The 26,442-nt window shown below is 57.1% G+C and carries 27 protein-coding genes; 11 read left to right on the top strand and 16 right to left on the bottom strand.

The window, feature by feature from the left end:
* Window positions 1-55: 55 nt before the first annotated feature.
* The 3 genes from EZJ17_RS05420 to grxB form a co-directional block, all read right to left on the bottom strand.
* Window positions 56-661 carry an SUKH-4 family immunity protein gene (locus tag EZJ17_RS05420; protein WP_067438702.1) on the bottom strand — a complete coding sequence of 202 codons (606 nt, stop codon included), beginning with the start codon at window positions 659-661 and terminating at the stop codon, window positions 56-58.
* A gap of 227 nt (window positions 662-888) precedes the next feature.
* Entirely contained in the window at window positions 889-2,214 is a 1,326-nt protein-coding gene (locus tag EZJ17_RS05415) for a DUF445 domain-containing protein (RefSeq protein WP_067438705.1), read from the bottom strand.
* Between the two features lies 1 nt (window position 2,215).
* Entirely contained in the window at window positions 2,216-2,872 is a 657-nt protein-coding gene (grxB, locus tag EZJ17_RS05410) for a glutaredoxin 2 (protein WP_067438708.1), read from the bottom strand.
* A 263-nt stretch (window positions 2,873-3,135) separates the two neighbouring features.
* Between grxB and smpB the strand changes: the two genes are divergently transcribed.
* The 4 genes from smpB to EZJ17_RS05390 all read left to right on the top strand — a co-directional run bounded on the left by smpB (window position 3,136) and on the right by EZJ17_RS05390 (window position 5,748).
* The gene (smpB, locus tag EZJ17_RS05405; RefSeq protein ID WP_255361181.1) at window positions 3,136-3,582 is read left to right on the top strand and encodes an SsrA-binding protein SmpB; all 447 of its coding nucleotides are present in this window, start codon (window positions 3,136-3,138) and stop codon (window positions 3,580-3,582) included.
* A gap of 84 nt (window positions 3,583-3,666) precedes the next feature.
* Entirely contained in the window at window positions 3,667-4,038 is a 372-nt protein-coding gene (locus EZJ17_RS05400; protein ID WP_067444859.1) for a hypothetical protein, read from the top strand.
* Window positions 4,039-4,133: 95 nt separating this feature from the next.
* Window positions 4,134-4,910, top strand: coding sequence for a type I methionyl aminopeptidase (gene map, locus EZJ17_RS05395; protein ID WP_067438714.1), 777 nt, complete (start codon window positions 4,134-4,136; stop codon window positions 4,908-4,910).
* Window positions 4,911-5,061: 151 nt separating this feature from the next.
* Entirely contained in the window at window positions 5,062-5,748 is a 687-nt protein-coding gene (locus tag EZJ17_RS05390; RefSeq protein WP_067438717.1) for a hypothetical protein, read from the top strand.
* A 365-nt stretch (window positions 5,749-6,113) separates the two neighbouring features.
* On the opposite strand, the gene EZJ17_RS05385 is transcribed toward EZJ17_RS05390, so the two are convergent.
* Window positions 6,114-6,830 carry a hypothetical protein gene (locus tag EZJ17_RS05385; RefSeq protein WP_067444853.1) on the bottom strand — a complete coding sequence of 239 codons (717 nt, stop codon included), beginning with the start codon at window positions 6,828-6,830 and terminating at the stop codon, window positions 6,114-6,116.
* A 43-nt stretch (window positions 6,831-6,873) separates the two neighbouring features.
* The gene (locus tag EZJ17_RS05380) at window positions 6,874-8,214 is read right to left on the bottom strand and encodes a replication-associated recombination protein A (RefSeq protein WP_067444850.1); all 1,341 of its coding nucleotides are present in this window, start codon (window positions 8,212-8,214) and stop codon (window positions 6,874-6,876) included.
* 230 nt (window positions 8,215-8,444) lie between these two features.
* On the opposite strand from EZJ17_RS05380, the gene EZJ17_RS05375 reads away from it, so the two are divergent.
* Together EZJ17_RS05375 and thrC are read left to right on the top strand one after the other, a co-directional pair.
* Window positions 8,445-9,194, top strand: a complete 750-nt coding sequence (locus tag EZJ17_RS05375; RefSeq protein ID WP_067438726.1) for a rhomboid family intramembrane serine protease — start codon at window positions 8,445-8,447, stop codon at window positions 9,192-9,194.
* Window positions 9,195-9,230: 36 nt separating this feature from the next.
* Complete coding sequence (gene thrC, locus EZJ17_RS05370) at window positions 9,231-10,643, top strand: threonine synthase (RefSeq protein WP_067438729.1); 1,413 nt, start codon at window positions 9,231-9,233, stop codon at window positions 10,641-10,643.
* A gap of 100 nt (window positions 10,644-10,743) precedes the next feature.
* On the opposite strand, the gene EZJ17_RS05365 is transcribed toward thrC, so the two are convergent.
* Complete coding sequence (locus EZJ17_RS05365) at window positions 10,744-11,238, bottom strand: TlpA family protein disulfide reductase (RefSeq protein WP_125080193.1); 495 nt, start codon at window positions 11,236-11,238, stop codon at window positions 10,744-10,746.
* 227 nt (window positions 11,239-11,465) lie between these two features.
* On the opposite strand from EZJ17_RS05365, the gene arsC reads away from it, so the two are divergent.
* Together arsC and EZJ17_RS05355 are read left to right on the top strand one after the other, a co-directional pair.
* On the top strand, window positions 11,466-11,828 hold the full coding sequence (arsC, locus tag EZJ17_RS05360; protein ID WP_067439670.1) for an arsenate reductase (glutaredoxin): 363 nt from the start codon (window positions 11,466-11,468) through the stop codon (window positions 11,826-11,828).
* Window positions 11,829-11,860: 32 nt separating this feature from the next.
* On the top strand, window positions 11,861-12,526 hold the full coding sequence (locus tag EZJ17_RS05355; RefSeq protein WP_067438732.1) for a YdcF family protein: 666 nt from the start codon (window positions 11,861-11,863) through the stop codon (window positions 12,524-12,526).
* 130 nt (window positions 12,527-12,656) lie between these two features.
* On the opposite strand, the gene EZJ17_RS05350 is transcribed toward EZJ17_RS05355, so the two are convergent.
* The 4 genes from EZJ17_RS05350 to EZJ17_RS05335 form a co-directional block, all read right to left on the bottom strand.
* Window positions 12,657-13,445 carry a hypothetical protein gene (locus tag EZJ17_RS05350; RefSeq protein WP_067438734.1) on the bottom strand — a complete coding sequence of 263 codons (789 nt, stop codon included), beginning with the start codon at window positions 13,443-13,445 and terminating at the stop codon, window positions 12,657-12,659.
* 75 nt (window positions 13,446-13,520) lie between these two features.
* Window positions 13,521-14,603: a FlxJ family methyltransferase gene (locus tag EZJ17_RS05345; protein ID WP_067438736.1), complete on the bottom strand. Its 1,083-nt coding sequence runs from the start codon at window positions 14,601-14,603 to the stop codon at window positions 13,521-13,523.
* A 154-nt stretch (window positions 14,604-14,757) separates the two neighbouring features.
* Window positions 14,758-15,456: an N-acetylmuramate alpha-1-phosphate uridylyltransferase MurU gene (gene murU / locus EZJ17_RS05340; RefSeq protein WP_067438739.1), complete on the bottom strand. Its 699-nt coding sequence runs from the start codon at window positions 15,454-15,456 to the stop codon at window positions 14,758-14,760.
* A gap of 232 nt (window positions 15,457-15,688) precedes the next feature.
* Window positions 15,689-16,846 carry a THUMP domain-containing class I SAM-dependent RNA methyltransferase gene (locus EZJ17_RS05335; RefSeq protein WP_067439672.1) on the bottom strand — a complete coding sequence of 386 codons (1,158 nt, stop codon included), beginning with the start codon at window positions 16,844-16,846 and terminating at the stop codon, window positions 15,689-15,691.
* A 160-nt stretch (window positions 16,847-17,006) separates the two neighbouring features.
* Here EZJ17_RS05335 and mutY point away from each other — a divergent pair, with 160 nt between their 5' ends.
* Together mutY and EZJ17_RS05325 are read left to right on the top strand one after the other, a co-directional pair.
* Window positions 17,007-18,023: an A/G-specific adenine glycosylase gene (gene mutY / locus EZJ17_RS05330; protein WP_067438742.1), complete on the top strand. Its 1,017-nt coding sequence runs from the start codon at window positions 17,007-17,009 to the stop codon at window positions 18,021-18,023.
* Window positions 18,024-18,300: 277 nt separating this feature from the next.
* Window positions 18,301-20,469 (top strand): TonB-dependent hemoglobin/transferrin/lactoferrin family receptor, encoded by a 2,169-nt coding sequence (locus tag EZJ17_RS05325; protein ID WP_231868148.1) that lies wholly within the window; start codon window positions 18,301-18,303, stop codon window positions 20,467-20,469.
* 137 nt (window positions 20,470-20,606) lie between these two features.
* On the opposite strand, the gene EZJ17_RS05320 is transcribed toward EZJ17_RS05325, so the two are convergent.
* The 6 genes from EZJ17_RS05320 to hfq all read right to left on the bottom strand — a co-directional run bounded on the left by EZJ17_RS05320 (window position 20,607) and on the right by hfq (window position 25,312).
* Window positions 20,607-21,524 carry an EamA family transporter gene (locus EZJ17_RS05320; RefSeq protein ID WP_067444848.1) on the bottom strand — a complete coding sequence of 306 codons (918 nt, stop codon included), beginning with the start codon at window positions 21,522-21,524 and terminating at the stop codon, window positions 20,607-20,609.
* A 50-nt stretch (window positions 21,525-21,574) separates the two neighbouring features.
* Window positions 21,575-21,826 (bottom strand): DUF1289 domain-containing protein, encoded by a 252-nt coding sequence (locus EZJ17_RS05315; protein ID WP_067438751.1) that lies wholly within the window; start codon window positions 21,824-21,826, stop codon window positions 21,575-21,577.
* Between the two features lie 249 nt (window positions 21,827-22,075).
* Entirely contained in the window at window positions 22,076-23,794 is a 1,719-nt protein-coding gene (argS, locus tag EZJ17_RS05310; protein WP_067438754.1) for an arginine--tRNA ligase, read from the bottom strand.
* 48 nt (window positions 23,795-23,842) lie between these two features.
* Window positions 23,843-24,232, bottom strand: a complete 390-nt coding sequence (locus EZJ17_RS05305) for a fluoride efflux transporter FluC (protein ID WP_067438757.1) — start codon at window positions 24,230-24,232, stop codon at window positions 23,843-23,845.
* 13 nt (window positions 24,233-24,245) lie between these two features.
* A complete protein-coding gene (locus tag EZJ17_RS05300; protein ID WP_167508195.1) occupies window positions 24,246-24,947 on the bottom strand; it encodes a 5'-methylthioadenosine/adenosylhomocysteine nucleosidase in 702 nt (233 codons plus the stop codon).
* Between the two features lie 104 nt (window positions 24,948-25,051).
* Entirely contained in the window at window positions 25,052-25,312 is a 261-nt protein-coding gene (gene hfq / locus EZJ17_RS05295) for an RNA chaperone Hfq (protein WP_067438763.1), read from the bottom strand.
* Between the two features lie 289 nt (window positions 25,313-25,601).
* On the opposite strand from hfq, the gene radC reads away from it, so the two are divergent.
* Window positions 25,602-26,318, top strand: a complete 717-nt coding sequence (gene radC / locus EZJ17_RS05290; RefSeq protein ID WP_151086260.1) for a RadC family protein — start codon at window positions 25,602-25,604, stop codon at window positions 26,316-26,318.
* Window positions 26,319-26,442: the final 124 nt, after the last annotated feature.

Genomic DNA, 26,442 nt, shown 5'->3' with positions numbered 1-26,442 from the left:
GTTTATCGAAGGGATAGCTGGTTTGGGCGGCGCAGAAACTGGCTTCGTGTGTTTTTCAGGTAGCCTGTTTGTTTTCCTGATAACGGTGTTCGGGCATGCCGATTTGGCGGCTGACAGGGTTGTTTGTCAGATGGAAGAAGCCGTCTTCGATTTCGTAGAGCGGGTGGTTCCAAAAGGCGTGGTCGGCAGCGGCATCGGGGTCGGCTTGAGCGAGCCAGCTTTGCAGTTGTGCGGCCAGGGCTGTGCCTTGGTCAAAGTTGTAGCCTTGGGCGAAATCGGCTTTGAGCAGGAATACGGCCGACATCAGCCGGCAATAAGTTTGCACAAACAAGGCCAGGCTGCTGTTAACCAATACCCATTCCTGCTCCCAAGCGTTTTCGGCACGCGGCGAATACAGCCACACCGCATCATCTGCGGCCACCACGAAATAGCTGCCGCCATAGCCGTATTTGCCGAAACAGCGGGCTTCGCCGCGCGGGGTTTGGATGGCGATGGTTTCATCGGGGAGGCGGACGAAGTGGAAACGGGCGGGCGGATAGTCGGCCAGATAGGCGATGCCGTCTTTGAAAACAGCATCGAGGCTGGCCGGCTCTCCAATACTATAGGCGGCGGGGCGGAGGATGGGGATACGGTCGGCAGCGAGGGCGCGGGCTAGGTTCATGGCGGTGTTGGGGTTTGGCGTTGTCGATGGGCAGGCTACCTGAAAGCCAAGTTAAAACTAAGGTTTGGATTGATTATGGCGGATGTGTTGTACTTTCAGGTAGCCTGTTTCAGCAAGGCTACCTGAAAATTTTGCTATGGATTTAACTGCAGTGAAGTTTTGCAGGAACTCAGCTTTGGCTGAGCCGAAACTTCGCTTTCAGGTAGCCTTTTGTAGCTGAAATCGGCCTACAGTGCGGGCAGCCATTGGCTGAGGGTGTAAATCAGCAGGCCGACCAGGCCGCCGACCAAGGTGCCGTTGATGCGGATAAACTGCAAATCGCGGCCGATGGAAAGCTCGAGTTTGTCGCTCATTTGGCGGCTGTCCCAGCTTTTCACTTTGTCGGCGATAAATTTGGCGGCGGCGTGGCGGTGGCGGCGCACCAGGCTGCGGGCGAGCAGGGCGAGGCGCACGTTGAGGCGGCGCAGCTGCTGCGGAGTGGCGGCGTGTTGCTGCAGCAGGTAGGTGAGCAGGCTATTCAGCCGGCGTGCAGCGGTGGAATCGGGGCGTTGGGCATCGGCAGCGAGGCGGGTGGTAAGGCTTTGCCACAGTTGGGCGATTTGCTGTTGCAGCTCGGGAGAGTCGGCCAGGCGGCGTTTGGCTAGGGCGAGTTTGCGCTGCCAGGCTTCTGATGTGGCGAGCTCGCGGGCGAGAGCGCAATATTGGCGGCGAAAGGCGGTGCGCAGCTCGTGCTGCGGGCTGGTGAGGGCGGCTTCGAGGTAGTTGTCGGCCCAGTCGAGGGCTTTTTGCGCCACCCAGCTGTCGATTTGGCCAACGAGGCGACCGCGCAGCTGGGCTTTGAGTTTGTCCCAGGTGTCGGGCTGGCTGGTTTCGATTTTTTCAGCCCAGGCGCGGAGATTTTCTTCGAGCGAAACGCGGGTGTTTGGCTGTTTGATCCAATGGCGGATTTGGCCGAGCAGGGTGGTTTGCAGGTTTTCAGGTAGCCCTTGCTGTTCGAGCAGGAGCAGGGCTTGGGAGAGGGCGGCGCCGAGTTGTTTGCCGCTGCCGTGTGTGGCTAAAAAGGCAGCGCCGAGGCGGGCGGCTTCTGGCGGCGGGATGGTTTGCAGCGCGGCGGGGATTTGGCGCGCGAGGGCGGGCAGCCATTCTTGGAGGGTGCTGCTGCGGGCCAGCCAGCGGCGCAGTTTTTCGGCGATGCGCAGGCGGTAGATGCGGATGGCGATGGGGCGCTCGGGCAGGAAGTTGGTTTCGATGAAGCGGCCGAGCTCGTCGGCAATGCGGTTTTGGTTGCGCGGCAGGATGGCGGTGTGGGGGATTTTGAGGCCGAGCGGATGGCGGAAGAGGGCGGTTACGGCAAACCAGTCGGCCAGCGCGCCGACGGTGGCGGCCTCAGCGAAGGCTTTCAGGTAGCCCAGCGCGGGGTGGCGCTGCACGAACAGCGCGGAAACGATAAACAGCAATACGGCAGCCAGCAGCAGGCCACCGGCCTGGCGGCGGCTGCGTTGCAGCCCAGCGCGGGCGGCAGCTTCTCGGGCGTGGCCGGACAGGGTGTTCATGCTATAGGGCGCGGTCGGAATAGAGCGACACTTTGCTCTCGGCCGACAGGCGTTCGATATAGGCCTGCAACTTGGCGGGGAAGGCGATGCCTTTCACCAAGGTAAGGTTGCGCAACACGGGGAAAATGATGATGTCTTCCATGCCAGGGGCGCTGCCGTTGAGATAAGGCTGTTCGCCCAACAGTGCGGCCAGCTCGGGCAGGGCGAGATGGATGCGCTCGAGATAGGTGTTGGTTTCGGCCAGGTTTTGCTCGAAGCTGCCGATGTTTTGCTCTTTCTTCTGCACGAAGTAGGCAACGGCTTCGGCGGTGGCGAATTCGGGCAGCGGCGGCTCGAGTCGCACTTCGCGCGGCATCACCAGATGGTTGTAGAATTTGTTTACTTGGTCGACCCAAGCCTGCACGGCGGGGCGGATGGTTTCATCCAACCGGGCTTGGCCGGCGAGCTCGTCTACATAGCGCACGATATCGAGGCTCTCGCCCATGTGGCTGCCGTCGGGCTTTTGCAGGATGGGCACTTGTTTGGCACCGATTAGTCCGATGGGCGTGGCTTCGTCGTCGTTCAGCAAAATGATTTCTTCCACCGGCACGTTGCGCAGGCCGAAAATCATACGGGCGCGCACGCAGAAGGGGCAGTGGTCGTAGAGATAGAGCTTCATGGCGGTTTCCTTGGCGGGGTTTGATTTCAAACAGGCAGATTGTAGCACGGCGACAGAAGGCTACCTGAAAGTATCGTGGATTAAAATGAAGAATAGCACCAGGCGGCAAGCCGCAGACCGTACAAGCAGCACGGCAAGGCTGGTTGATGGGCAGCATTCTTAATGTGGATTCACTCTATCTACCTACCAAAGCCGTTGCCGGGCGAATGTTCAGCGGCACGGTTTGCTGTTAGAATCCGCTTTCTGTAACGAAACGGCAAAGCATCATGAGTATCGCCAACAATAAAAAAGCCTTTCACGATTATTTTATCGAAGACCAGCTCGAGGCCGGATTGGTGCTCGACGGCTGGGAGGTGAAAGCCGTGCGCGCCGGCCGCGTGCAGCTGAAAGAAAGCTATATCCACTGGAAAAAAGACGCGTTTTACCTGGTGGGCTGCCACATCACCGCGTTGCCCACCGCCTCCACCCACGTTAAGCCCGATCCGGTGCGCCAGCGCAAGCTGTTGCTCAAGCAGAGTGAAATCAACAAGCTGATCGGCAAAGTAGAACGCAGCGGCTACACCCTGGTGCCGCTCAACCTGCACTACCGGCGCGGCTACATCAAAATGGACATCGGCCTGGCCAAAGGCAAAAAACAGCACGACAAACGCCAAAGCATGAAAGAAGCCGACTGGAAACGCGAAAAACAGCGGCTGCTGAAAAACCGCTGAGTTGTTTGCGTGTCCGATTAAAGGCTACCTGAAAGCGCCATGCCGCCAAGTTTCAGGTAGCCCCACCTTCAGCAGGAGTTCCTTATGAAACAATCCTCCCTTGCCCTCCCCATCGTGTTGATTATTTTCGGCGCCGTTTGGTTCCTCAGCAGCACCGACATCCTGCCCACCACCGCCACGCTGCTGGCTCTCGCGCTGGTATTGGGCGGCCTTGCCCTGCTGCTGCTCGACGGTATCAACACCCAAAGCATCGTGCACGGCCCCATGCTGATGTATATCGGCGCCGCTATTTACCTGCGCAACCAAATGTTTATCAACACAGCCCCGCTGGCCGCGCTCGGTATGATGCTGCTCGGCGCACTCATGCTGCTCACCCGCAGCGGCATCGTGCCGCAAAAATACGGCGCCCACGGCATCCCGTTGCGCCGCAAACACCGCAACGGCGAACAGGAATAACATCAAGGCTACCTGAAAAAGTTTTGGCCTGGCAAAAGCTCGGCCAAGGTCTTGTTTTCAGGTAGCCCGTTACCGGAATTATTAGGAAAAACAATATGGCCATCATCATCAAAACCCCCGAAGAAATCCAAAAAATGCGCGAGCTCGGCCGCCTGGCTGCCGAAGCCCTCGACTACATCGGCGATTTCGTCAAACCCGGCGTTACCACCAACGAACTCAACCAGCTGGTGCACGATTATCATGTAAACGTGCAAGGCGGCTACCCCGCACCCCTGCACTACGGCAATCCCCCCTTCCCCAAATCCTGCTGCACCTCAGTAAACCACGTTATCTGCCACGGCATCCCCGATGATAAGCCCCTGAAAAACGGCGACATCCTCAATATCGACATCACCATCAAAAAAGACGGCTTCCACGGCGATTCCAGCCGCATGTATGCCGTGGGCACCATCAGCCCGCAGGCGCAGCGCCTGATCGACATCACCCATCAAAGCATGATGGCCGGCATCGAAGTGGTGAAGCCCGGCGCCACCCTCGGCGACATCGGCTACGCCTGCCAGCAAATCGCCGAAAACGCCGGCTATTCCGTGGTGCAGGAATTTTGCGGCCACGGCATCGGCCGCAGCTTCCACGAAGACCCGCAAGTTGTCCACTACGGCAAAAGAGGCACCGGCCCCGTGTTGCAACCCGGCATGATCTTCACCATCGAGCCCATGATCAACCAAGGCAAACGCCACCTGCGTATCCTTGAAGACGGCTGGACCGTGGTGACCAAAGACCGCAAACTCTCCGCCCAATGGGAACACGAAGTGCTCGTTACCGACACCGGCTACGAAATCCTCACCATCAGCCCCCGCACCGGCCGGCCATAATCCCGCCCCTTCGATTTGGCCTGGCCGGAGCAGATTCAGTCTCCAGCCGTGCCAGGCAAACTAACGGCACTGATTTCATTGCCATAAACACCCGCGCTACCTGATTTCCACCGCACTTTCAGGTAGCCTTTTCCCTTCGCCAAGCACCGCCATGAACCGCACCTACCAAATTTTCTATTCCTTCTACACCGACGATGCCCATATCGACGGCGGCAGCCCCATTACCGTGTCCGCTGCCGAGCTGCCCCAATATTTCAGCCGTCTGCAGCAGCACCACGACTTCCTCGGCATTATCGATCGGCACGACAATACCTTCCAAATCCTGCTCGAAGAATTCAGCGGCTTTTACTGGGGCGAAATCCCCGATCCCGTAAAAGTGGGCGCACACGGCCGCTTCTACAGTGCCGAAGAGCTGCTCGAGCTGCTGGACAACCTGCCCGCAGAATTTGTGCCGCAAAACTTCGAAGGCCTCAGCTTCGAGCCCTGGCATGAATATTTCGAAGACACTACCTACGGCAAAGAAGCCCAGCTCTTGTTTGAAAGCAGCGGCGATACCGGCGAAATGGTGCGCACCGCCGAAGACATCTGCGAATCCTGCCGCCTCGGCGCATGGGACAACCTCTGCGACGACGGCCTCACCCTCCTGCAAAGCGAACTCCCTGCCAGCCCCGCCGCCTACACCGAAATCAACTACCAGCGCCTCTGCCGCAGCCTCGATTGGCTCGAAGACCTCGTGGCCGAAAACGGCGCATTCGACGAAGACAGCATGGACGACTTGTGCGACATGCTGCTCGAACGCATCGTTGATCTCGACAACTACCGCCAGCCAAGGCACTAGACATAGCCCATCGAAAGGCTACCTGAAAGGGTATAGGCGGGCTTTATATAGACCAAACAGCGATAAAGGCTACCTGAAAAATGTTTCAGGTAGCCTTTGTTACAGGAAAGCCTGCACGGTGCGTAGGGTGCGTGCCGCAGGCACGCCGTTGCCAGTTATTCCCAAGCCGCGAGCATGCGTTCCGCACACACCCTACACCCCACAAATGGGCAGGCTACCTGAAATTTATTTTTCAGGTAGCCTGTTGATCAGGCAGGGTGTAGGTTGGGTTAGTAACCCTAACATTTCACTTTAATTTGTTGGGTTACGCCTGCGGCTAATCCAACCTACTTACTGTGTTGGCAGGTCGGATTCGAGAATCTGACCTACGGCTGCTGTTGGTTGGGAAAGTGCAGTAGTTTCGGGGTGTCTGGGTGCACTTGCCTTTCAAAAATACAGGCTCGGCCGCTATAGAAATCGGGGTTGAACAAGTCAATACCGAAATGGCTGTAATAGCGCTCCACCATTTCCGGGGTGAGCCGGTCTTTGATACGCCGGGCTTGGTATTGCGCCACTTCTTCAAACGGAAACGGCTCGCCCCATTCTTCAAATTCCCAGCGGCTCTCACGGTGTGCTAATACATATCGGCCGGGAATTTTATAGTAGTAGTCGGTTGGTGTGCCTATTTTTTCGGCACGAGTGCCATCCATATAAACAAACTGGGTTGAACCTGGTTGGTCGTTGGGAATATCTTTTACCATAACTACTGATACTTCACGAATTCCAAGTGTTTTGCACAAATAACGGGGATCGGAGTTAAAGTCAGTCCCCTGCATACCGTTATCCACATAAACACACCATGGGGACTGGGTTTCTGAAATCATTGCTTTGGGGGAATGTAGAGTCAGCGGCAGCAGGCTGTTCAATCTTTGCTCCCATGTGCCGCCAATCTCAATCTTTTGTATGGGCACTTCACGATATTTATCCCGTTTACGTTCCCATTGTGCGAGACCATCAACCAGCTTGTCATAGGGAATTTCCAAAAAGGCCATGATATTGGTGGTGGGTGCATAACGGCGGAGGAAGAAATCGGGATCGCGCATGGTTTTTCCTTGGTTGCTGGGGTGTGGAGGCTACCTGAAAATTTCAGGTAGCCTTTTTGCCTTCCGGCTGCGTGGTGCTGCTTGGGGCAGCTTCATCCAAATCTTTGAGCCAGGATAATTTTTCGGCGATTTTGGCTTCGAGGCCGCGTGGCACGGGTTGGTAGAAATCGGGCTCGGCCAGGCCTTCGGGCATATAGGTTTCGCCGGCGGCGTAGGCGTGCGGTTCGTCGTGGGCGTAGCGGTAGGTGCGGCCGTAGCCGAGCTCTTGCATGAGTTTGGTGGGGGCGTTGCGCAGGTGGATCGGCACTTCGGCGCTGCCGTGTTGCTTCACGAATTGGCGCATTTGGTTGTAGGCGGTGTAGCCGGCGTTGGATTTGGCGGCGGCGGCCAGATAGAGCACGGCTTGGGCGAGGGCGAGCTCGCCTTCGGGGGAGCCGAGGCGTTCGTAGGTGTGGGCGGCTTCGTTGGCGATAGTGAGGGCGCGGGGGTCGGCCAGGCCGATGTCTTCCCAGGCCATGCGGACGATGCGGCGGGCGAGGTAGCGGGGGTCGGCGCCGCCGTCGAGCATGCGGCAGAGCCAGTAGAGGGCGGCGTTGGGGTGGGAGCCGCGCACGGATTTGTGCAGGGCGGAGATTTGGTTGTAGAAGCTTTCGCCGCCTTTGTCGAAACGGCGGATTTGGCTGCCGAGGCTGTCGGCCAGGAAATCGGCGTTGAGGCAACTGATGCGGCGGGTGGCGGCGGCGCGCAGGAGCTGTTCGAGCAGGTTGAGCAGGCGGCGGGCGTCGCCGTCGGCGGTTTGGATGAGTAGTTTTTGCGCGTCTGCTTCGAGGCTGAAGCTGCGGTATTCGGGCAGGGCGAGCACTTTGGCGGTGAGCCGGGCGAGTTCGTCTGCGGAAAGGGCTTGCAATACGTAAACTTGGGCGCGGCTGAGCAGGGCGGGATTGACTTCGAAGGAGGGGTTTTCGGTGGTGGCGCCGATGAAGGTGAGCAGGCCGCTTTCCACATAGGGCAGGAAGGCGTCTTGCTGGGCTTTGTTGAAGCGGTGGACTTCATCGACAAACAAAATGGTGGCGCGGCCTTGCTGGAGGGCGATTTCGGCTTTGTTGACGGCTTCGCGGATGTCTTTCACGCCGGAAAACACGGCGGATACGGGCAGGAATTGGGCGTTGAAGCTCTGTGCGAGGATGCGGGCGAGGGTGGTTTTGCCCACGCCGGGCGGCCCCCACAGCAGCATGGAGTGCGGCTGCCCGCCTTCCACGGCCACGCGCAGGGGCTTGCCCGCGCCGATCAAGTGCTGCTGGCCGACTACGTCGTCGAGCGTGTGCGGGCGCAGGCGTTCGGCCAGGGGGGCGGCGGGGGTTTGGGCGAAGAGGTCGTTGGGCATGGCAGGCTACCTGAAAAGTGATAAGGCGTTGGGGTGGATTTTATAGCAAATTCTGTGCGGCGGCTTCAGGGGGAGGGGGCGGGATGTGGTATGATGCGGCGCGAAGGGTTTCAGGTAGCCTTAAGCGCATTGGCTGCGAATACTGAAAGGCTACCTGAAAGCTGTGTTTCCGATTTTCTGAAAATAGCCCAAGTATGGGCTGTTTTTAACGCTTGACTGATTCTCTCCTTATGCGATTCCGTTTTGATTTTACGGTGCTGTATGCCTTACTGGCGTTGAATGGGCTGGTGTTTGTGCTGATGCAGCTGCCGGGTTTTGAATTTTTGCAGCTGGCCGGCTCGTTGTGGCCGTTGGAGCACCTGCGCTACCGCTATTGGCAGTGGCTGAGCCATATGTTTTTGCATGCGAATTTCACACATCTGCTGTTTAATATGGTGGTGTTGTGGTCGTTTGCGCCGATGTTGCTGCTGCGCTTCGGCCAGCGGCGTTTTTTGCTGCTTTATTTGCTGTGCGGCTTGGCCGGGGCGCTGCTTTATACGGGCTGGAACGAATACTTGATTGCCAACGGCGTGCGCAATGTGGCCGAGCAAATCGGGCTGGACGAGGCCACGGTACGCTCGGCGCTGCTCTCCGGTGGCCTGCCCAATGTGCCCGACGGCTTGGCGATGGCGTTTTATACCCACCTGCTGGGTGCATCTGGCGCGGTGTTCGGCGTGCTTGCGGCGTTTGCGCTGTGCTTCCCGGATGCGCCGCTCACGGTGATGTTTTTGCCGATGCGGATTAAGGCGAAATATTTGGTGCCGGTGGCGGTGGGGTATGAGCTGTTTGCCCAGTTCGGCGGGGTATCGCTGTTTGGCGACAATATCGCGCATCTGGCGCACGTGGGCGGCGCGGTGTGCGGCGGGCTTTTGGCCTGGTATTGGCTCAGCCGCCGTGATCCGGTGTCGTTTACCGATTTCGGTGCTTCGGATTTCAGGTAGCCTTTTTATACAATTCATTATTCCAACGGTGTTTTTATGAAATACATCAGCACGCGCGGGCAAACCGTGCCCAAATCTTTCAGCGAAGTTTTGCTTATGGGTCTCGCACCCGATGGCGGCCTGATGCTGCCGGAGCGTTATCCGCAGGTGAATGTAGCCACGCTGCAGTACTGGCGCGGCTTGAGCTATGCCGAATTGGCGTTTGAAATCATGAGCCTGTTTATCGATGATATTCCTGCAGCCGATTTGCGCCACCTGGTGGGCAACACCTACACCGAAGCCGTGTTCGGCACGCGCGAAATCACCCCTGTGCGCACCCTCTCCGACGGCATCAAAATCCAAGCCCTGTCCAACGGCCCCACGCTGGCTTTCAAAGACATGGCCATGCAGTTTCTCGGCCACGCCTTCGAATATGTGCTGGCGCGTGAAGGCAAATGCCTGAACATCATCGGTGCCACCAGCGGCGACACCGGCTCTGCCGCCGAATATGCCCTGCGCGGCAAGGCCGGCATTCATGTGTTTATGCTTTCGCCGCACGGCAAAATGAGCGCCTTCCAGCGGGCGCAAATGTATAGCTTGGCCGATGCCAACATCCACAATATTGCTATCGAAGGCATGTTTGACAACTGCCAAGACATTGTAAAAGCACTACAAAACGATGCTGCCTTCAAGCAGCAATACAGCATCGGCACGGTAAATTCCATTAACTGGGGGCGCATCGTGGCGCAGGTGGTGTATTACTTTGCCGGCTATTTCCGCGCCACCGAAAGCAATAGTGAAGAAGTGAGCTTCTGCGTGCCCAGCGGCAATTTCGGTAACATCTGCGCCGGGCATATCGCCAAACAGATGGGCCTGCCCATCCGCCGCCTGATGGTGGCCACCAATGAAAACGACGTGCTGGACGAGTTCTTCCGCACCGGCCGCTATCGCCCGCGCAGCGCCGCTAAAACCCACGTTACCTCCAGCCCTTCGATGGATATTTCCAAAGCCTCCAATTTCGAGCGTTTTGTGTTTGATTTATTGGGGAGAGACAGCGTTCATGTAGCCTCTTTGTGGCAGCAGGTGGTCTCGGGTGAAGGTTTCGATTTATCCGCCGAACTGCCGCGCATCCGCGATACTTTCGGCTTCGTGTCCGGCTCCAGCCGCCATGCCGACCGCCTCGCTACTATCCGCGCCATACACATAAGCGACGGGGAATGGCTCGACCCGCACACCGCCGACGGCATGAAAGTGGCGCGCGAATTGCGTGAGGCGGGCGAAACCGTCGTGTGCCTGGAAACCGCGCTGGCAGCCAAGTTTGCCGACACCATCAGCGAAGCCGCCGGACATGAAGTGAAACCCCCGCGCCCCGCCGCACTTGCCGGGTTGGAAAACCTGCCGCAACACGTTACCGTACTGCCCAACAGTGTGGCAGCAGTGAAAAGCTTGATTGAGCAGGCTTTGGCTTAATTGACAGACAATGAAAAGGCTACCTGAAAATATCGGCTTCAACGGAGCTCAAGCCAATTTCAAGTAGCCTTTGGGTGTATTATGAGCCGGTACGAACGCTTCAGCCTGAGCGGCATTGCACTGCCGCTGCTTCCACCGCTTGTGTGAGCTGCTGCGGCGATACTTCGCCCAGCAGGGTTTTGCGGTAGTTGCCGCAGGCCGGGGCGCGGATTACGGTGAAGGGCAGGGCGCCGGTTTGGTTGCCCAAGCCGCGCATCCAGGCGGTGCTGTCATTGCCGGTGTAACGCAGGATTGGGTAGCGCACTGGCACGCTCTGCAAAAAGAGGCTCACATCGGCAGGCTTATCCAGTGCCACGCCTGCCATGTCCACGCGCACTCCGCGCCGCTGCCGTTTTTCGGCGGCATACCATTGCGAAAGCGCCGGCATCTCGCGCCGGCACGGCACGCACCATGTCGCCCACACGTTTACTACCTGCACCCGCTTCTGCGCGCCAGTATCGAGCGAGGCAGGGCGGTTGTCTGAATGGTTCACCAAATCTGCCGCATACAGCGGCACAGCGGCCAGCAGGGCGGCCAATCCAACATATTTTTTCAAAACAGATTTCCAAATTGTGAAAACAAGAGTGCCTATTGTACGATATAGTGGCTTAGAATTGAATCGACCGATGCTGATGCAGCTATTCCTTCCTGCCGCATTGACTCGTCTTAGCGTATAGTTTGTACTAGTCTGCAACTAGCTTACTTATGTATGAAAAAATAATTGCATCAACTATCTCTGCCGACAAACCGCTGTTTAAATCATCATTTCTCTGCGAGCACCCCATGAGCAAAACCGTTTTGCTGTATCACAACCCGAATTGTTCCAAATCCCGTGCCGCCTTGGAGTGGCTGCAACAGCAGCCGGGCGTGGCCGTGCAAACACTGGATTACTGTGCCAATCCGCCTTCCGAAGCCGATTTGCGAGGGCTGCTACAACAGCTCGGCACCCAAGATGTGCGCAGCATCATGCGCACTGCCGATGCGGCCTATGCCGAGCTGGGTTTGGACAAGCCGGAGTTGAGCCAAGACGAGCTGATTGCCGCGCTGCACCAACATCCGGCATTGCTGCAACGCCCGATTGCAGTATACCGACAACGCGCCGCCATCGGGCGGCCGTTGGAAAACATTATTGCCTTGTTCGATTAACTGATTGAGTTGTAAGTATATGTGAGACCACCATGCCATCCATATCCCGCAGTTCCCTGTTGCGCCAAGTTTGGCGGGGCATCAAGCTCTGCCTGCTGGTGTTGCTGGTGCAGGCCGCATGGTGCACTTGGCTGGTGTACAGTTACAGCACGCGCACCGCTTCCCGGCGGGCAGATGCAGCGGTGGTGCTGGGTGCGGCGGCCTGGGGCAAAAATCCATCGCCCGTGTTCCGCGAGCGCATCAATCACGGCATCACGCTCTACCGCAGCAATCGAGTGGGCAAGCTGATTTTCACTGGAGGCACACCCAAGGCGGGCTATATGACCGAAGCCGAAGTGGCCCGCCGCTACGCACGCAGCCACGGCGTGCCGAATAAAGACATCCTGCTGGAAACCACTTCGCGTGATACGCAACAGAATTTGGAAAATACCAAAACTTTAATGTATAACAACGGTTTGGAAAGTGTTGTCATCATCAGCGACCACTACCACCTCGCCCGCGCTGCCGCTGTGGCCGACTATGTGGGGCTGGATTACCAAACTGAGCCCACGCCCACCAGCCGCTACAGCGGGCAGAACCGTGCTAAATTCATAGTCAGCGAAGTGCTGTCGCTGATGGCCTTCCAATGGTGGCGGTTGAGCGAAACCGCTGCTGCCTACGGGCGGGATTACCTGCTTTCGCGGCAGGCAGGGCAGTAGTTTTCAGCACACCGCTTCTTTGCTGCCACCATTATCTCCCCGCCGGCAGGAAAAGGGATAGAGAGGCAACGGTGTTTCCCCTATTCAGTTCACATAATTTTCAGGTAGCCTTTTGCATGATTTGGGTGGCTTATTTTGTGTTTTCGGTTTGGGTGCAGCTGTTTTTGGCAATGGCGGCTTTGAAGGTTTCGGGGTGACCAGTGAGGGTGAAATGGTGGGTGGTGGGGTAGTAGAGGTTGCTTTGGGCGAGCAGGGGGTCTTCGCACACAAGGGCTCGGGCTTCGGTTTGCAGTTTGGTGCGGATTTGTGCAACTGGCTGTTTGGTGAGCTCAGGATCGTTGAGAGTGAGGTATTTGTGCATGGTGCGCGCGGTGTGGTCGAAGCGGACGCGCTGGAGGGTGAGTTTGTCTTCAGTGAGGGGGAGGCGTTGGTTCATGCCGGGGATGAGGAGGATGAGGGCAGCGATTTGGCTGTTTTCTTCTTGCTGGGCAGGGTTTTGGCTACTTTGGATTTGGGCGCAGCGGCCGGCAGGGATGGTAATGCTGATGGGGGCGGTTTCGCCGCTGATGGTGTAGCGGGTGGTGAGGTTGCGAGTTTGGTTGAGGGCGGGGAATTGAGGGTGATGGCACCAGGAGGCTTCGGCAAGGGTTTGCAGGGCTTGGCGGGTAGGCTCCCGTTCGACAGCGGGCGGCAGGGGGAGCAGTTGGCTGTCGATGGCGGCATCGATCAGGATGTTGCGGCCTTGCGCGGCGGCACGGCGGATGGTGATGGGGCCGGATTCGATGGGTGCTTTTTGGTTGATGCTGCGGATGAATCGGGGCAGGTTTGCAGCTTGGCGAGCGGGAGCGGGCTGCTTGGCTTGGCCGGCGAGGGGCATGGCGATGGTGGATAGAATGAGGGCTAATTTGATTGCTTGCATGGTGGGTTCCTTTTTATGCGGGTTGGAGGCTACCTGAAAACTGCGGTTTGGTTTTTCAGGTAGCCTGTTTCTATTTTACGCTTTCTTGCAGCACAAAAGGCTGTGGCCGAGGCCGAGGTTGTCGTGGATTTTGGCTATTTGCAGGCCGGCGGCTTTGATGCAGCGGCTGAGGTCGGCGCTGTGGAAGATTTTGCTGTTACCGTTGGCCAGGGCGGTGAAGTAGAGGCTGGTTTGGGTGAGGCAGTAGGCGGCGGTTTCATATTTTTGCCTGTCCCACAGGGGCTCGAGGATGTAGAGGGTGCTGTTTACGCTCATGCTGGCGGCGGCACGGCTGAGAATGGAGGTAACTTGCTGTTCGGTAAAGCAGTCGAGGAATTGGCTCATCCAGATGGCGTCGAAGCCTTCGGGGAATGGGGTGGCGGGGTCGAGTAGGTTGGCGGGGTGGCCGTGGATGCGTTCGGCACCGGGCAGGTGGGCGGTGTGCTCTTTCATCAGTTGGATTTGTTGGGGCAAATCCATGATGGTGACCTGCACTGCCGGGTTGTATGCCACGCATTGCAGCGCCCAGCGGCCGGTGTTGCCGCCCACGTCGAGCAGGCGGCGGACGGGTTGGGAAAAGACGATTTCCAGGACGGCGGGGAAGGATTGGTCGGAATAGAAGTGATCGAAGGCGAGCCATTTTTCGAGGGCGCGGGGGGGAAGGCTGGAGAGGCCTTCGTATATGGTCGGCCAGCTGCCGAACACTTTAAGCCCGGCGGGGCGGCCTTCGAGCAGGGCGGCCTCGAGATCGAACGCGGCTTGGTAGCATACATCGTGCACGAAATCCATGTTGATGGGAGACATGGAGTCTTTAATGAGAAACCAGCCTACTTTGCTGATGCGGTAGCGCTCGTTATCGAGCAGGACGGTGCCGATGGAAAGGGAGGCTTCGAGCAGCACTTGGGCGGCGTAGCGGCTGAGCTTGGCTTCTTGGGCGATTTCTTCCAGGGTTTGGCCTTCGGCAGCGCGGTTGAGCCGTTCGAGGATGCCGAATTTCACCATCAGGCGGGAGGCTTGGAAGGCGATGGGGCCGAAGATGATTTGCTGGGCAAGGCGCTGGGCTTCTTGGGCGGTGTGCTGTTCTTGGCTGTAGCGTTCGAGGGTGTGTTTGGCGTTCATAATGGATTGGCCGATAAAAGGGTTTAGGTTTTCAGGTAGCCTTTAAGCATAGTGGAAGGCTACCTGAAAGCGTCAGCTTCAACGAAGTTAAAACGAAGTTTCCGAAGGAAGCGGAGTTTCTACGAAGTCAAAACGGATTTTAGATAAGGCAGTATCAGCCTGCCCATTGCCCGCTGATGCGGGCGGCTTCCTGCAGGCGTTCGGGAGTGCCCACGTCGAGCCACAGGCCGGTGTGCATTTCGCCGCACACTTGGCCTTGCTGCATGGCTTGGTGCAGCAGGGGGGCAAGTTTGGCGCGCTGGTGTGCTGCGGTGTGGGCGAAAAGCTCGGGGCGGTAGAGGCCGATGCCGCTGAACGTGTGGGCGGGCTCTTGGGATTCGGTGTCGGTAACTTGGCCGCCAGCTTGGAGGCGGAAATCGCCTTGTGGGTGGTGCGGGGGGTTGGGCACGAGCCAGAGGTGGGCGAGGGTGTTCTCACTCATTTGGGCGGCACGCTCGATGGCGGTGTGGCAGTCGAAATCGGTGAGGATATCGCCGTTGATCACCAGGAAAGGCTCGCTACCTAAGAGCGGCAGGGCGGTGGCGATGCCGCCGGCGGTTTCCAGCCCGCCGGGTGCTTCGGGCGAATATTGGATAGACACGCCATAACGGCTGCCGTTGCCGAGGCCGTGTTTGATTTTTTCGCCGAGCCAGGCGTGGTTGATAACGATTTCTCTGATGCCGGCGGCAGCCAGGCGGCGCAAATGCCAGCCGATGAGCGGCTCGCGGCCGCAGGGGAGCATGGGTTTGGGCAGGGTGTCGGTGAGCGGGCGCATCCGCTCGCCGCGCCCGGCAGCCAGAATCATGGCTTTCATGGTTTCAGGTAGCCTTAAGAATGAGAAAACCGGGCGATTATATAGCGGAATGGTTTTTCAGGTAGCCTTTTTGGTGGCAAGGGTCGGTTGGTTTGGCGCTGATGTCTGAGCTACGGCTGCCTAAAAATATTAAAGATGGGGTAGTGCAGGAAGGGGCTACGTTTGAGTTAGAGGGCTACCTAAAACAGGCAAATGGTTTTCAGGTAGCCTTTTGCCGAATACCTAAACGTGGCTATTCTGCCTTGGGCGTGCGGTGGGAGCCGCGTACCATGTCGAGCAGGAACAGGCGGCAGTCGAGGTTGCCGTTGTAGAGGGGGATTTTGCGTTTGGGGGACAGGCGCATGAGCTTGGGCAGGTCGCGGTCGGCGGTGAGTAGGCCGCAGAGCCAGCCGGGAAAGTGTTGTTTGAGCCAGGAGCCGAGCTGGGGGTAGAGGGCGTGCAGAGTGTGGATTTCTTCGAGGCGCACGCCGTAGGGCGGATTGGCGAGAAGGATGCCGTTTTCGCCGTTGGGGCGGGTGTCGCGCACATCGGCTACCTGAAAAACGATGTGCCCGGCCACTTGGGCTTCGCGGGCGTTGATGGCGGCGGTTTGAATCAGGCGGCGGTCGGTGTCGCTACCGGCGATGGGCGCGGGAGCTTGCGGCAACACGGCAGCTTGGGCTTCTTGGCGCAGACGCTGCCAGAGGTCGGCATCAAAGTTGGCCAGCTGCTCAAAACCGAAACGGCGGTCGAGGCCGGGTGCGCGACGGGTGGCGATAAGGGCGGCTTCGATGGGGAGGGTGCCGCTGCCGCAGAAAGGGTCTTGGAAAGGCTGGCTGCCGTTGTAGCCGGCAAGTAGGAGCAGGCCGGCGGCGAGGTTTTCGCGCAGGGGGGCGGCGCCGGTGTCTTGGCGGTAGCCGCGTTTGAACAGGGCTTCGCCGCTGGTGTCGATAAAGATGGCGGTGTGCTGTTCGCTGATGAAGGCGTGGATGCGGATGTGCGGATTGGCTTTATCCACGCTGGGGCGTTGGCCTTGGCTGCTGCGGAAGCGGTCGCACAGGCCGTCTTTGATTTTGAGGGCGGTAAAGTCGAGGCTTTTCACGCGGGCGCGTTTGCCTTCCACCTTGATTTTGAAGGTTTGCCCGGCATGAAACCAGTCTTCCCAACGAATGCTTTTGGCGGCACGGTAAATGTCGTCTTCGCTGCGATAGGGCTGTTTGGCCAGTTGCAGCAGGATGCGGCTGGCGGTGCGGGAATGGAGGTTGGCGCGGTAGGCAGCTTCGAGGCTGCCTTGGCAGGATACGCCGCCGTCGGTGGGGGCGATGTGGGTGCAGCCTTGGGCGGCAAGCTCTTGGGCAAGGATGGTTTCGAGGCCGCGCGGGCAGGTGGCGAAGAGGGTATGGATGGTCATGACTGGCAATCGGGGTTGGTTTGGGCTGCGATTATAGCGGGAAACGGACAGATTGCGGCGGAAGGCTACCTGAAAAGCATCCGGCAGCAGCTTGGGCAGTATCATTGCCATTTTAATCCGCTATACAATACAGAATTTTCGGTTTCAGGTAGCCTTATATATGAATACAGATTTCTCCGCCCGGCTGGTGCGCTGGCAAAAGCAACACGGGCGGCACGGCCTGCCTTGGCAGGTGCGCGAGCCTTATGCGGTGTGGCTTTCGGAGATTATGCTGCAGCAAACGCAGGTGGCCACCGTGTTGGAATACTACCCGCGCTTTCTGGCGGCATTTCCAAACGTAGCCGCGCTGGCCAAGGCGGATCAAGACGAAGTGCTCGCGCTATGGGCTGGACTGGGCTACTACAGCCGCGCCCGCAATCTGCATGCGGCGGCTAAACAGGTGATGCGCGATTTTGGCGGCCGCTTTCCCGATACGCGCCAAGACCTTGAAACGCTCAAGGGCGTGGGGCGCAGCACGGCAGCGGCGATTGCTGCCTTTGCCTTCGGCCGGCGCGAAGCGATTTTAGACGGCAACGTGAAGCGCGTTTTGTGCCGCGTGTTTGCACAAGACGGGGCAATCGGCGACAAAAAATTCGAAACCGCTTTGTGGGATTTGGCCGAAAGCCTGCTGCCCGCAACCGAGGAAATGACCCCCTACACGCAAGGGCTGATGGACTTGGGCGCGCTGGTGTGCAAACGCAGCAAACCGCACTGCGATGCCTGCCCGATGGCAGAAATCTGCCTGGCCAAACAGCAAGGTCGGATTGCCGAGCTGCCGCGCAAGAAAACCGCGGTGGCAGTGAAGGAATTGGCGCTGTATTGGCTGGTGCTGCGCGACAAGCAGGGCCGGGTGCTGCTGGAAAAACGCCCGGCCGGGGGCATCTGGGGCGGGCTCTACTGCGTGCCCTGCTTTGAGCGGCTGGATGATTTGTATGAACGCGCCGCCGCTTTCGGCGTGGCATCGGAAGATTTGGCCGAAGGAGATTTGGTGAGCCACCGCCTCACTCACCGCCTGTTGCAGATTACGCCTTTGCAGGCAAACGGAGTGGCGGCAGCTACGGCACACGGCAGCCTGTGGGCCAATGCGGCGGAATATGGTTTGCCCAAGCCGCTGGCAAAATATTTGCGGCGTGGGTAAAGCAAGAGGCTACCTGAAAACAGCACACTAATCCGCCAAAATTTTCAACACTGCAACAACTCACGTCCTGATACTTAATTTTCTTTACTTCTTTTTAAATAAAATATAGAATTATTATCAATTCTACTAAGGTAACAGCCTGATGAACGGGCTGTTTTTCATGCAGTCATCCTCATTCCGAGAACCAAACATGCACACTCCGCCTCATCCGCTTTCATGCCTACAGAGCCGCCTATTATCCGCCCTGTGCCTGCCAGCTATATTCGGTTTCATTGCTGTGCCTACTCAGGCGGCCGGTAAAAACAGCGATAGTGCCGTATTGCCCGTGATCGAAATCCGGGGGCAGCGTGCACTTTCTACCCTTGCCGGTCAATCTCGCCTTACCCGCGAAAATATCGACCAACAACAAGCAGACAATGTTGCCTCCCTTCTTGACCTGCTGCCTGGCACCAGCAGCTCCGGTTCGCCACGCCCTGGTGGGCAAACCCTAAATATCTGGGGCTTTGGCGACAACGAAGACATCAAAATCTCCATCGACGGCGCTGCCAAAAACTTCGAACGCTACCGCCAAGGTTCGGTGTTTATCGAGCCGGAACTGCTACGCCAAGTAACGGTAGACAAGGGCTCATTTGACGTGTCGCGCGGCAACGGTGGCTTCGGCGGCGCAGTGAAGCTGGAAAGCCGAGATGCACGGGAGTTTTTGCGCGAAGGGCAAAATGTGGGCGGCCTTGTCAAAATCAGCTATCACACCAACGATGAACAATGGCAAACCAGCACCGCTGTCTTCCTACAAAACAACAACCAAAGCTGGGACGGTTTGCTCTACACCTCCGTACGCCGTGGCCATGACATCCAACAACCCGACGGCGAACGCCTGGCCTATTCTGCCAACAACCAACAAAGCTTCCTCATCAAAAGTAACTACAGCCCCGCCCCCGAGCACCACTTTGCCCTTTCTGCCATGTATGGTCGCCATCACGCTTGGGAGCCCTTTGCCGCCAAACGTGGTGAGCTCGCCCGCCCATCCGAACGCGACATCCGTCTCTATGGCTTAGACGGTGCTTGGAAACGCAAACTGGTGTATCGACGCCAAGATGACCAAAGCTATTCCCTCAAATACCGCTACATGCCCGAAAATCCGTTATTCGATCTCACCATGCAACTCAACCATACAAAAACCGTGCAAGATGACGCCCGCCCGGAAAACGCTGGTTCTGGCTTCCTCGGCAGCATGGGCAATGAAAGCCACACTGCCTACCAAGATACCGGGCTCGACATCAGCAATATTAGCCACTTCAGTACTGGCCTGATGCAACACCGCCTCACTCTCGGCCTACAAACAAACCGCCACGTGCGCGAAGTGATGATGTACGACAAGAGCCGGCGGAATAATGCCAATTTCAACTACGGCCGTTTCCAGCCTTATTACATGCCCGCCGGCACGCAACAACAAAACAGCTTTTACGTGCAAGACGAAATCCGCCTTGGCAACTGGACGTTCACCCCCGCCCTGCGCTACGACCACATCCATAACCAAGGCGAGCCAAATGTGGCACGCGGCTACAACACCCCTTCTGCCGGCCATGACTACCGCAGCAAAACCTACAGCAGCTGGTCGCCGTTTTTGGGCATCGCTTGGCAGCCCAACGACAACGCCCTACTATTTGCTAACGCCAGCCGCACTTGGCGCGCTCCTGTAATTGACGAACAATACGAAGTGCAATCCGCCACCAGCAGTGCCTCTGCTACCAGCCGCTATCTCGAGCCCGAGCGACTCACCTCCTTCCGCCTCGGCGGCATCCTGCGTTGGCAAAACCTGCTGCGCGAACAAGACAGCCTGCAACTGCGTACCACTTTGTTCCACAGCAGGGGGAAAGACGAAATCTTCAAAAACCGGGGTATCTTCTGCCGAGAGCAGCTGCCTAACCGCCCCAGCAGCGTTTGTGCCAAACCCATTGCCAACTACCGTAACCTCCCGGGCTACACCATACGCGGTGGCGAAATTGAAGCCTACTACGAATCCGACCACTGGTTTGCCGGCCTCACTTATTCCTTCATGCGTGGTAAACGCCAAGGCTCACCACGCAACCCTTGGCATGACCAAGATACCTGGCTCGCTGACATCCCTCCGCGCAAAGCTACTGCCACCCTTGGCGTACGCTTCCCCGCACAGGGTTTAACCTTCGGCTGGAAAGGCGAATTTATCCGCCGCCAAGACCGTTCACCCACCGATGGCGACCCAATGGCCGCCTACTGGGCGCTACCCAAATCCAAAGGCTACGCCCTGCACGGCCTATTTGCCGCTTGGCAGCCGCCGTACCACGAACAGTTCACTCTGCGTATCACCGTGGACAACCTGTTCAACCGCCGCTACGCCCCCTATCTTGGCGAAGCTGTGAGCGGCGTAGGGCGCAATATCAAAGGTAGCATGTCATGGCAGTTCTAACGGCAATCTTGTAATAAACAAACAAGAAATAGGCTACCTGAAAAATTTGTTTTCTAGGTAGCCTTTGTATTGGCGTGGCAAAACAGCCGAATCGTTTTTCAGGTAGCCTTTCGGCTTCGATCAAGGCTACCTGAAACTTACATCGCAATGCCCAGCTTCGCCAGCAGCCAATCCAAATAAAACAGGCTGTAAATCGCCGCGAGTGCCAACACAATGCCGGCTTGGTTCACTGCCGAAATCTTCTCCTTAAATGTCAGCGCGCCGGTGAGCGTACCCAGCACAATCACGCCCAAGTTCATGCCGGCAAATACCAAGGTTGGGTCGCCGGTAAAAGCATGGTGTGCCCTGATATAAAACAGAATATTGCCGAAATTCAGCAATCCCAGCAGCAGCCCGCCGGCAAAATCCACTGCTTTGAGCGGTTTGCCCTGCCGCCACACATAACCCCACATCAGCACACAAGCCAGTGCGAAGACTGCAAACAGATTCAGCGACATCGCCTGCCCGGTTTTGGATAACTGCTTAAACAAAATATCAATTACCCCAAAGCCCAGCCATACTCCCGCTAGCCAAAACATCCCGCCATCCTGCTTGCCCTTTCCCGGCTTATAGAGCAAAGCCGCTAGCGCGCTGAAAGCCAGCACAATGCTCATAATTTTATTACTGTTCAGCCGTTCGCCAAACAGCAGGAAAGCCGCCAACACCGGCAACACCAGCGACAGCCGCTGCGCCGCATCCGAACGCACAATCCCCGCCTGTTCCACTGCCCGTGCCATCACCACAAAAATGCTCGGCAACAACACGCCCAAGGCCAAAAACGGCCACAAGCCGCCAATATCCGCCCCGCGCAAGCTATCCAACGGCGGAGCAAGCAAAAACCAGCAGCAGGTCGTGGCCACAATATAATTCACCGCAATCGCATGCTCAATGTGAACCCCTTTTTTGCGTGCTATTTTCAGCAGAACAGAAACCGCCACGCTGCACAACACCGCCAAGGCGAGAAACTGCCATGTCCAAGAGGCAGGGGAAAAAGATAAAGCAGATAAAACCAGCATGATTGATGTTTAACAATAAATAGAGAAAGAAGAATGGGGAAAATGGCGGCCTAGAAAAAATCGAAATCCATCTGTTCCGGCAGCTCGATAGAAACGGCCTGCTGTTTAACGGCCAACTGCAACAGCTTGTACTTACGCAAACGGCACAGACGCAACACGTTCTGTTTTTGCGTACCCGTAAGCTTCAGCCAATACAGCCGCTCCTTACGGCTGCGCAAACAGCCTTTGCAATACCCCTTGCTATTGGCCTGACAAACGCCGATGCAGGGGCTGGGAATGCTGAAAAATTCGAGTTGTTCCATGGTGTGTGCGAAACACTGCGCGAAGTCGGCATTGTATAGCAAGCGTTTGGGTGGAAGCCAGCGGCAGAAGGGGGGGTTGGCTGAATTTCAGGTAGCCTTTTCAAATGCCATGCGGTAAGCTAAAAACGCGTAAGCATGCTCCACATCCCGTAAGGGGAAAGGCTACCTGAAAATAAACGTACGCAAAGCAATAGGCTACCTGAAAAGCAAAACTTTCAGATAGCCTGTTTGTCATGCGGCAATAAAGGCTTACATCACTTCCAGCGTGTCGATGCCCAAGAGGCTGAGGCCGGTTTGTAGGGTTTGGCCGGTGAGGGTGGCCAGCTGCAGGCGGGTGTTGCGGGCGCTGCCTTCGGCTTTGAGGATGGGGCAGGCTTCGTAGAAGCGGGAGAACAGGCTGGCCACTTGGTAGAGGTAGGCGGCGAGGTAGTGCGGGTAAGAGCTGTCGGCCACGGTTTGCAGCACGTCTTCACACTTCAAGAGCTCGGTGGCGAGCTGGCATTCCAAAGGCTCGGTGAGCACGGGTTGTACGGTTTGGCTCCATTCGCCGGCTTTTTTCAGCACGCTTTGCACGCGGGTGTAGGCGTATTGCAGATAGGGCGCGGTGTTGCCTTCGAAGGAGAGCATGTTGTCCCAATCGAAGATGTAGTCGCTGGTGCGGTTTTTGCTCAAATCGGCGTATTTGACGGCACCGATGCCGACGCTGCGGCCGATTTGGGCGGCGGTGGCATTGTCCAGCTCGGGATTTTTCTCTTTCACGAGGGCGGTGGCGCGTTCTACGGCTTCATCGAGCAGTTCGACCAGCTTCACAGTGTCGCCGCTGCGGGTCTTGAAAGGTTTGCCGTCTTTGCCCATCATGGTGCCGAAGCCGATGAATTCAGCTTGTACGCTTTCGGGCAGGTAGCCTGCCAGGCGGGAAGTGGCAAATAGTTGGCCGAAATGCAGGCCTTGGCGGTGATCGACCACATAAAGCAGGCGGTCGCCTTTGAGCCGGCCCACGTAATCGCGGATGCAGGCCAAATCGGTGGTGGAGTAGAGGAAGCCGCCGCCTTTTTTCTGCACGATGTAAACGGCAGGTTCACCTTCTTTGTTTTTGAACTCGTCGAGGAAAACCACTTTCGCGCCGTCGTCTTCCACGGCCAGGCCTTTGGCGATTAAGTCGTTCACCACGGGTTGCAGGTCGTCGTTGTATTTGGATTCGCCAGCCACGTCTTCACGGGTGAGCAGTAAGCCGAGTTTGGCATACACTTTTTCGACATGTTGCAGCGATATTTCCACAAACTGCCGCCACAGTGCGAGCACAGCTTCATCGCCGCCTTGCAGTTTCACCACGTATTCGCGCGCGGTGTCGGCAAAGGCCGGGTCTTCATCGAAACGCACTTTGGCGTTGCGGTAGAACTGTTCCAAGTCGGCCAGTTCAAAATGTTCGTTTTGTGCCTGCTGCTCCACCAAATAGGCCACTAACATGCCGAATTGGGTACCCCAGTCGCCCACGTGGTTTTGCGCAATCACATGGTGGCCGAGGAAGGAGTGGACGCGGTTGAGGCTGTCGCCGATGATGCTGGAGCGCAGGTGGCCGACGTGCATTTCTTTGGCCAGGTTGGGCGAGGAGTAGTCAATTATGATGGTTTGCGGTGCGGCGGCCTGTGCCACGCCGAGGCGGCTGCTTTGCAGGGCAGCGTGCACTTGCTTGGCTAAAAACTGCGGGTTCAGGCGCAAGTTGATGAAGCCGGGGCCGGCCACTTCGGCGGAGGCAATCAGTTCGTTGCCGGCCAGCGCTTCAGCCACTTTCTGCGCCAGCTCACGCGGGTTTTGTTTGCGCTGTTTGGCCGCGCCCATCACGCCGTTAATTTGGAAATCGCCGAATTCGGGGTTTTTAGCCGGCTGCAACACTACCGGCGCGCCTTCGATACCGGCAGCGGCAAAGGCTTGTTCGGCTTCGCGGTTGAGGAGATGAGATAAGTTCATGATGTTTTCAGTTTCGGTAGATAAACAATAAAAATCTGTAATTTAGCTTCAGATTAAGCGCTGCACGGCAGCAGCGGCCAGCAGGGTGGCGGCGATGCCGCATATGGTGTGCAGCGACAGAATCAGGCCGGCATGCAGCCAGTCTTTGTGCAGCAGGCGGTCGGACACCTCGCTGGAAAGCGCGGAAAAGGTGGTGAGACTGCCGAGAAAGCCCACTGTCAGTGCATTTTGCAGCGGCTGGGCAAGCGGCCTGCCGCCCAACAGCAAGCCCAATACCGCACCGGTCAGCAGGCAGCCGAGCAGATTGGCTAGCCAGGTGCCAAAAGCAAATTGGGCAAACAGCGGATTGAAACGCAAACCCAGCTGCCAGCGCAACAAGGCGCCGAGAGCGGCGCCAACGGCAATCAAAGCGGGTTGGCTGTAAAGCGGCAGATTCATTTTTCAGGTAGCCTTAAAGCGCGGCAATCAGCTGCAGCACCATTTTGGCGGAATGCACGGAAGCAGTCTTTAAAAAGGTTTCGAAGCTGGTGTCGGCTTCTTCGTCGGCGAGATCGGAAATGGCACGGATAACCACAAACGGCACGCCGAAGCGGTGGCAGCTCTGAGCGATGGCGGCAGCTTCCATTTCTACTGCCTGTACGTCGATAAAATGGCGGCGCACTTCAGCCACGGATTCGTTGCTGTGCACGAATTGGTCGCCACTCACGATTAAACCGCGGTGTACTGCAGCGTGATCGAATGCAGTAGCAGCTTGTTCGGCAGCAGCGCACAGGGTGGGGTCGGATTCAAAGCGTGCAGGCATACGCGGTACATGACCGACGGCGTAGCCGAAAGCGGTAACGTCCACATCATGATGCGCGGTTTGCGTGCCGATTACTACGTCGCCCACTTTCAGTTCGCCACCCAAGCCGCCGGCGCTGCCGGTGTTGATGACGAAATCCGGTTGGTGGCGTTGCAGCACCAAGGCGGTACTGAGCGCAGCATTCACTTTGCCGATGCCGCTTAAGGCCAGTACGACGTTTTTACCAGCATATTCGCCACAATAAATTTCGAAATCGGCCACATGCTCATTGCGCAGATTTTGTAGATTTTCTTTGAGCAGCTCGATTTCTGGCGGCATGGCGCCGATGAGGGCGATGGTTTGGGACATAATAGAGTTCTTTCAAGCCGCCTGCGTGGGCAATAGATGCGGGCGGTGTATGGATAAGCAAAAACGCACTGCCTGTGAGCAACAGCCAGTGCGCTGGGGATGCCTACTTATTGCTCGGCTTCGGCTGCAGGTTTCTGATCTGCGGGTGGCTGCAGGCTCACGGCGCGTGCCGGAACAATGGTGGAAATCGCGTGTTTGTACACCATTTGCGTTACCGAGGTGTTGCGCAGCAGTACCACATATTGGTCAAACGACTCTACCTGGCCTTGCAGTTTGATGCCGTTCACCAAATAAATGGATACCGGTACATGTTCTTTACGCAGTGCGTTTAAAAAAGGATCTTGTAACATTTGTCCTTTGGTTGCCATAGTTTTTTACTCCGATTATTTTTGTTCAAACTTTTTCAGGTAGCCTTGCTTAGTGGGATGCTTTCCGCACGGGCGGCCGAAAACTGAGAAAGGTGGCGAATTGTAGCTGTTTGGCACGGCTTTTTCCAACCTTTTTACGCAAGCGGTGGATGAGTAAAGTTCTTTTTATGAGGCAGGTCAAATTATATGCGCTGCCGGCTTGCTTCGGCGGAATTGTTTATAAGCTTTGGCACCTCGCTGCTCCTGTATAATTCTGCATTTAACGAAACACATGAAAAGGGAAGTTAAGATGGGGATCAAGCATTGGCCGGAAAACGAGCGGCCGCGTGAGAAGCTGCTGCATCGTGGTGCAGGAGCGTTGAGCGATGCGGAACTGCTGGCTATCCTGCTACGGATGGGCATACAGGGGATGAGCGCAGTGGATTTGGCTCGTTATCTGCTGCAGGAGTTCGGTTCGCTCAACCGCCTGTTTTCCGCACCCGTCGCCGAGCTGACGATGCACAAGGGTATGGGTGAGGCGGCGTATTGCCAATTTGCTGTAGTGCGAGAAATCGGGCGAAGGCTGTTGGCGGAAGAAATGCGTGCCACGCCAGCCTTCACTTCTCCGGAGGCGGTAGCGGATTATCTGGTGTTGCAACTGGCGCATGAGCCGGTGGAAGTGAGTGTGGCATTATTGTTGAGCAGCAGCAACCGGCTGATTGCATTTAAAGAATTGTCGCGTGGCACAGTAGCGGAAAACACAGTGTATATTCGAGAAGTGGCCCAGCTGGCCTTGCAACACCATGCTGCTTCGCTGATTATCGCACACAATCACCCTGGCGGTTCGGCCGAGCCTTCGGCGGCAGATTTGGCCTTCACCCGCCAACTGCAACAGGCGTTAGCGCTGCTGGAGGTACGATTGCTGGATCACTTTATTGTGGCGGGCAATCGGGCAGTGTCTTTTGCTGCAAACGGATGGTTGCCGGAATTGGCAGGGGGGCTGCCTGAACTAGGTATTTTGTTTTGAATCGATGTATAGCGATGAAGCAGTATTGGAAATGGCTACCTGATTATTCAGTCAGATAGCCTTTTGCTTTTCAGGTAGCCTTCAGCTTTGAAGAGGCTAGCTGAAAATAGTTTACTGTATTTTA

The organism is Eikenella exigua (assembly GCF_008805035.1).
GTDB classification, from domain to species: domain Bacteria; phylum Pseudomonadota; class Gammaproteobacteria; order Burkholderiales; family Neisseriaceae; genus Eikenella; species Eikenella exigua.
Note: the sequence above shows the minus strand (reverse complement) of the source record. Positions and strands in the feature narration are given on the sequence as shown.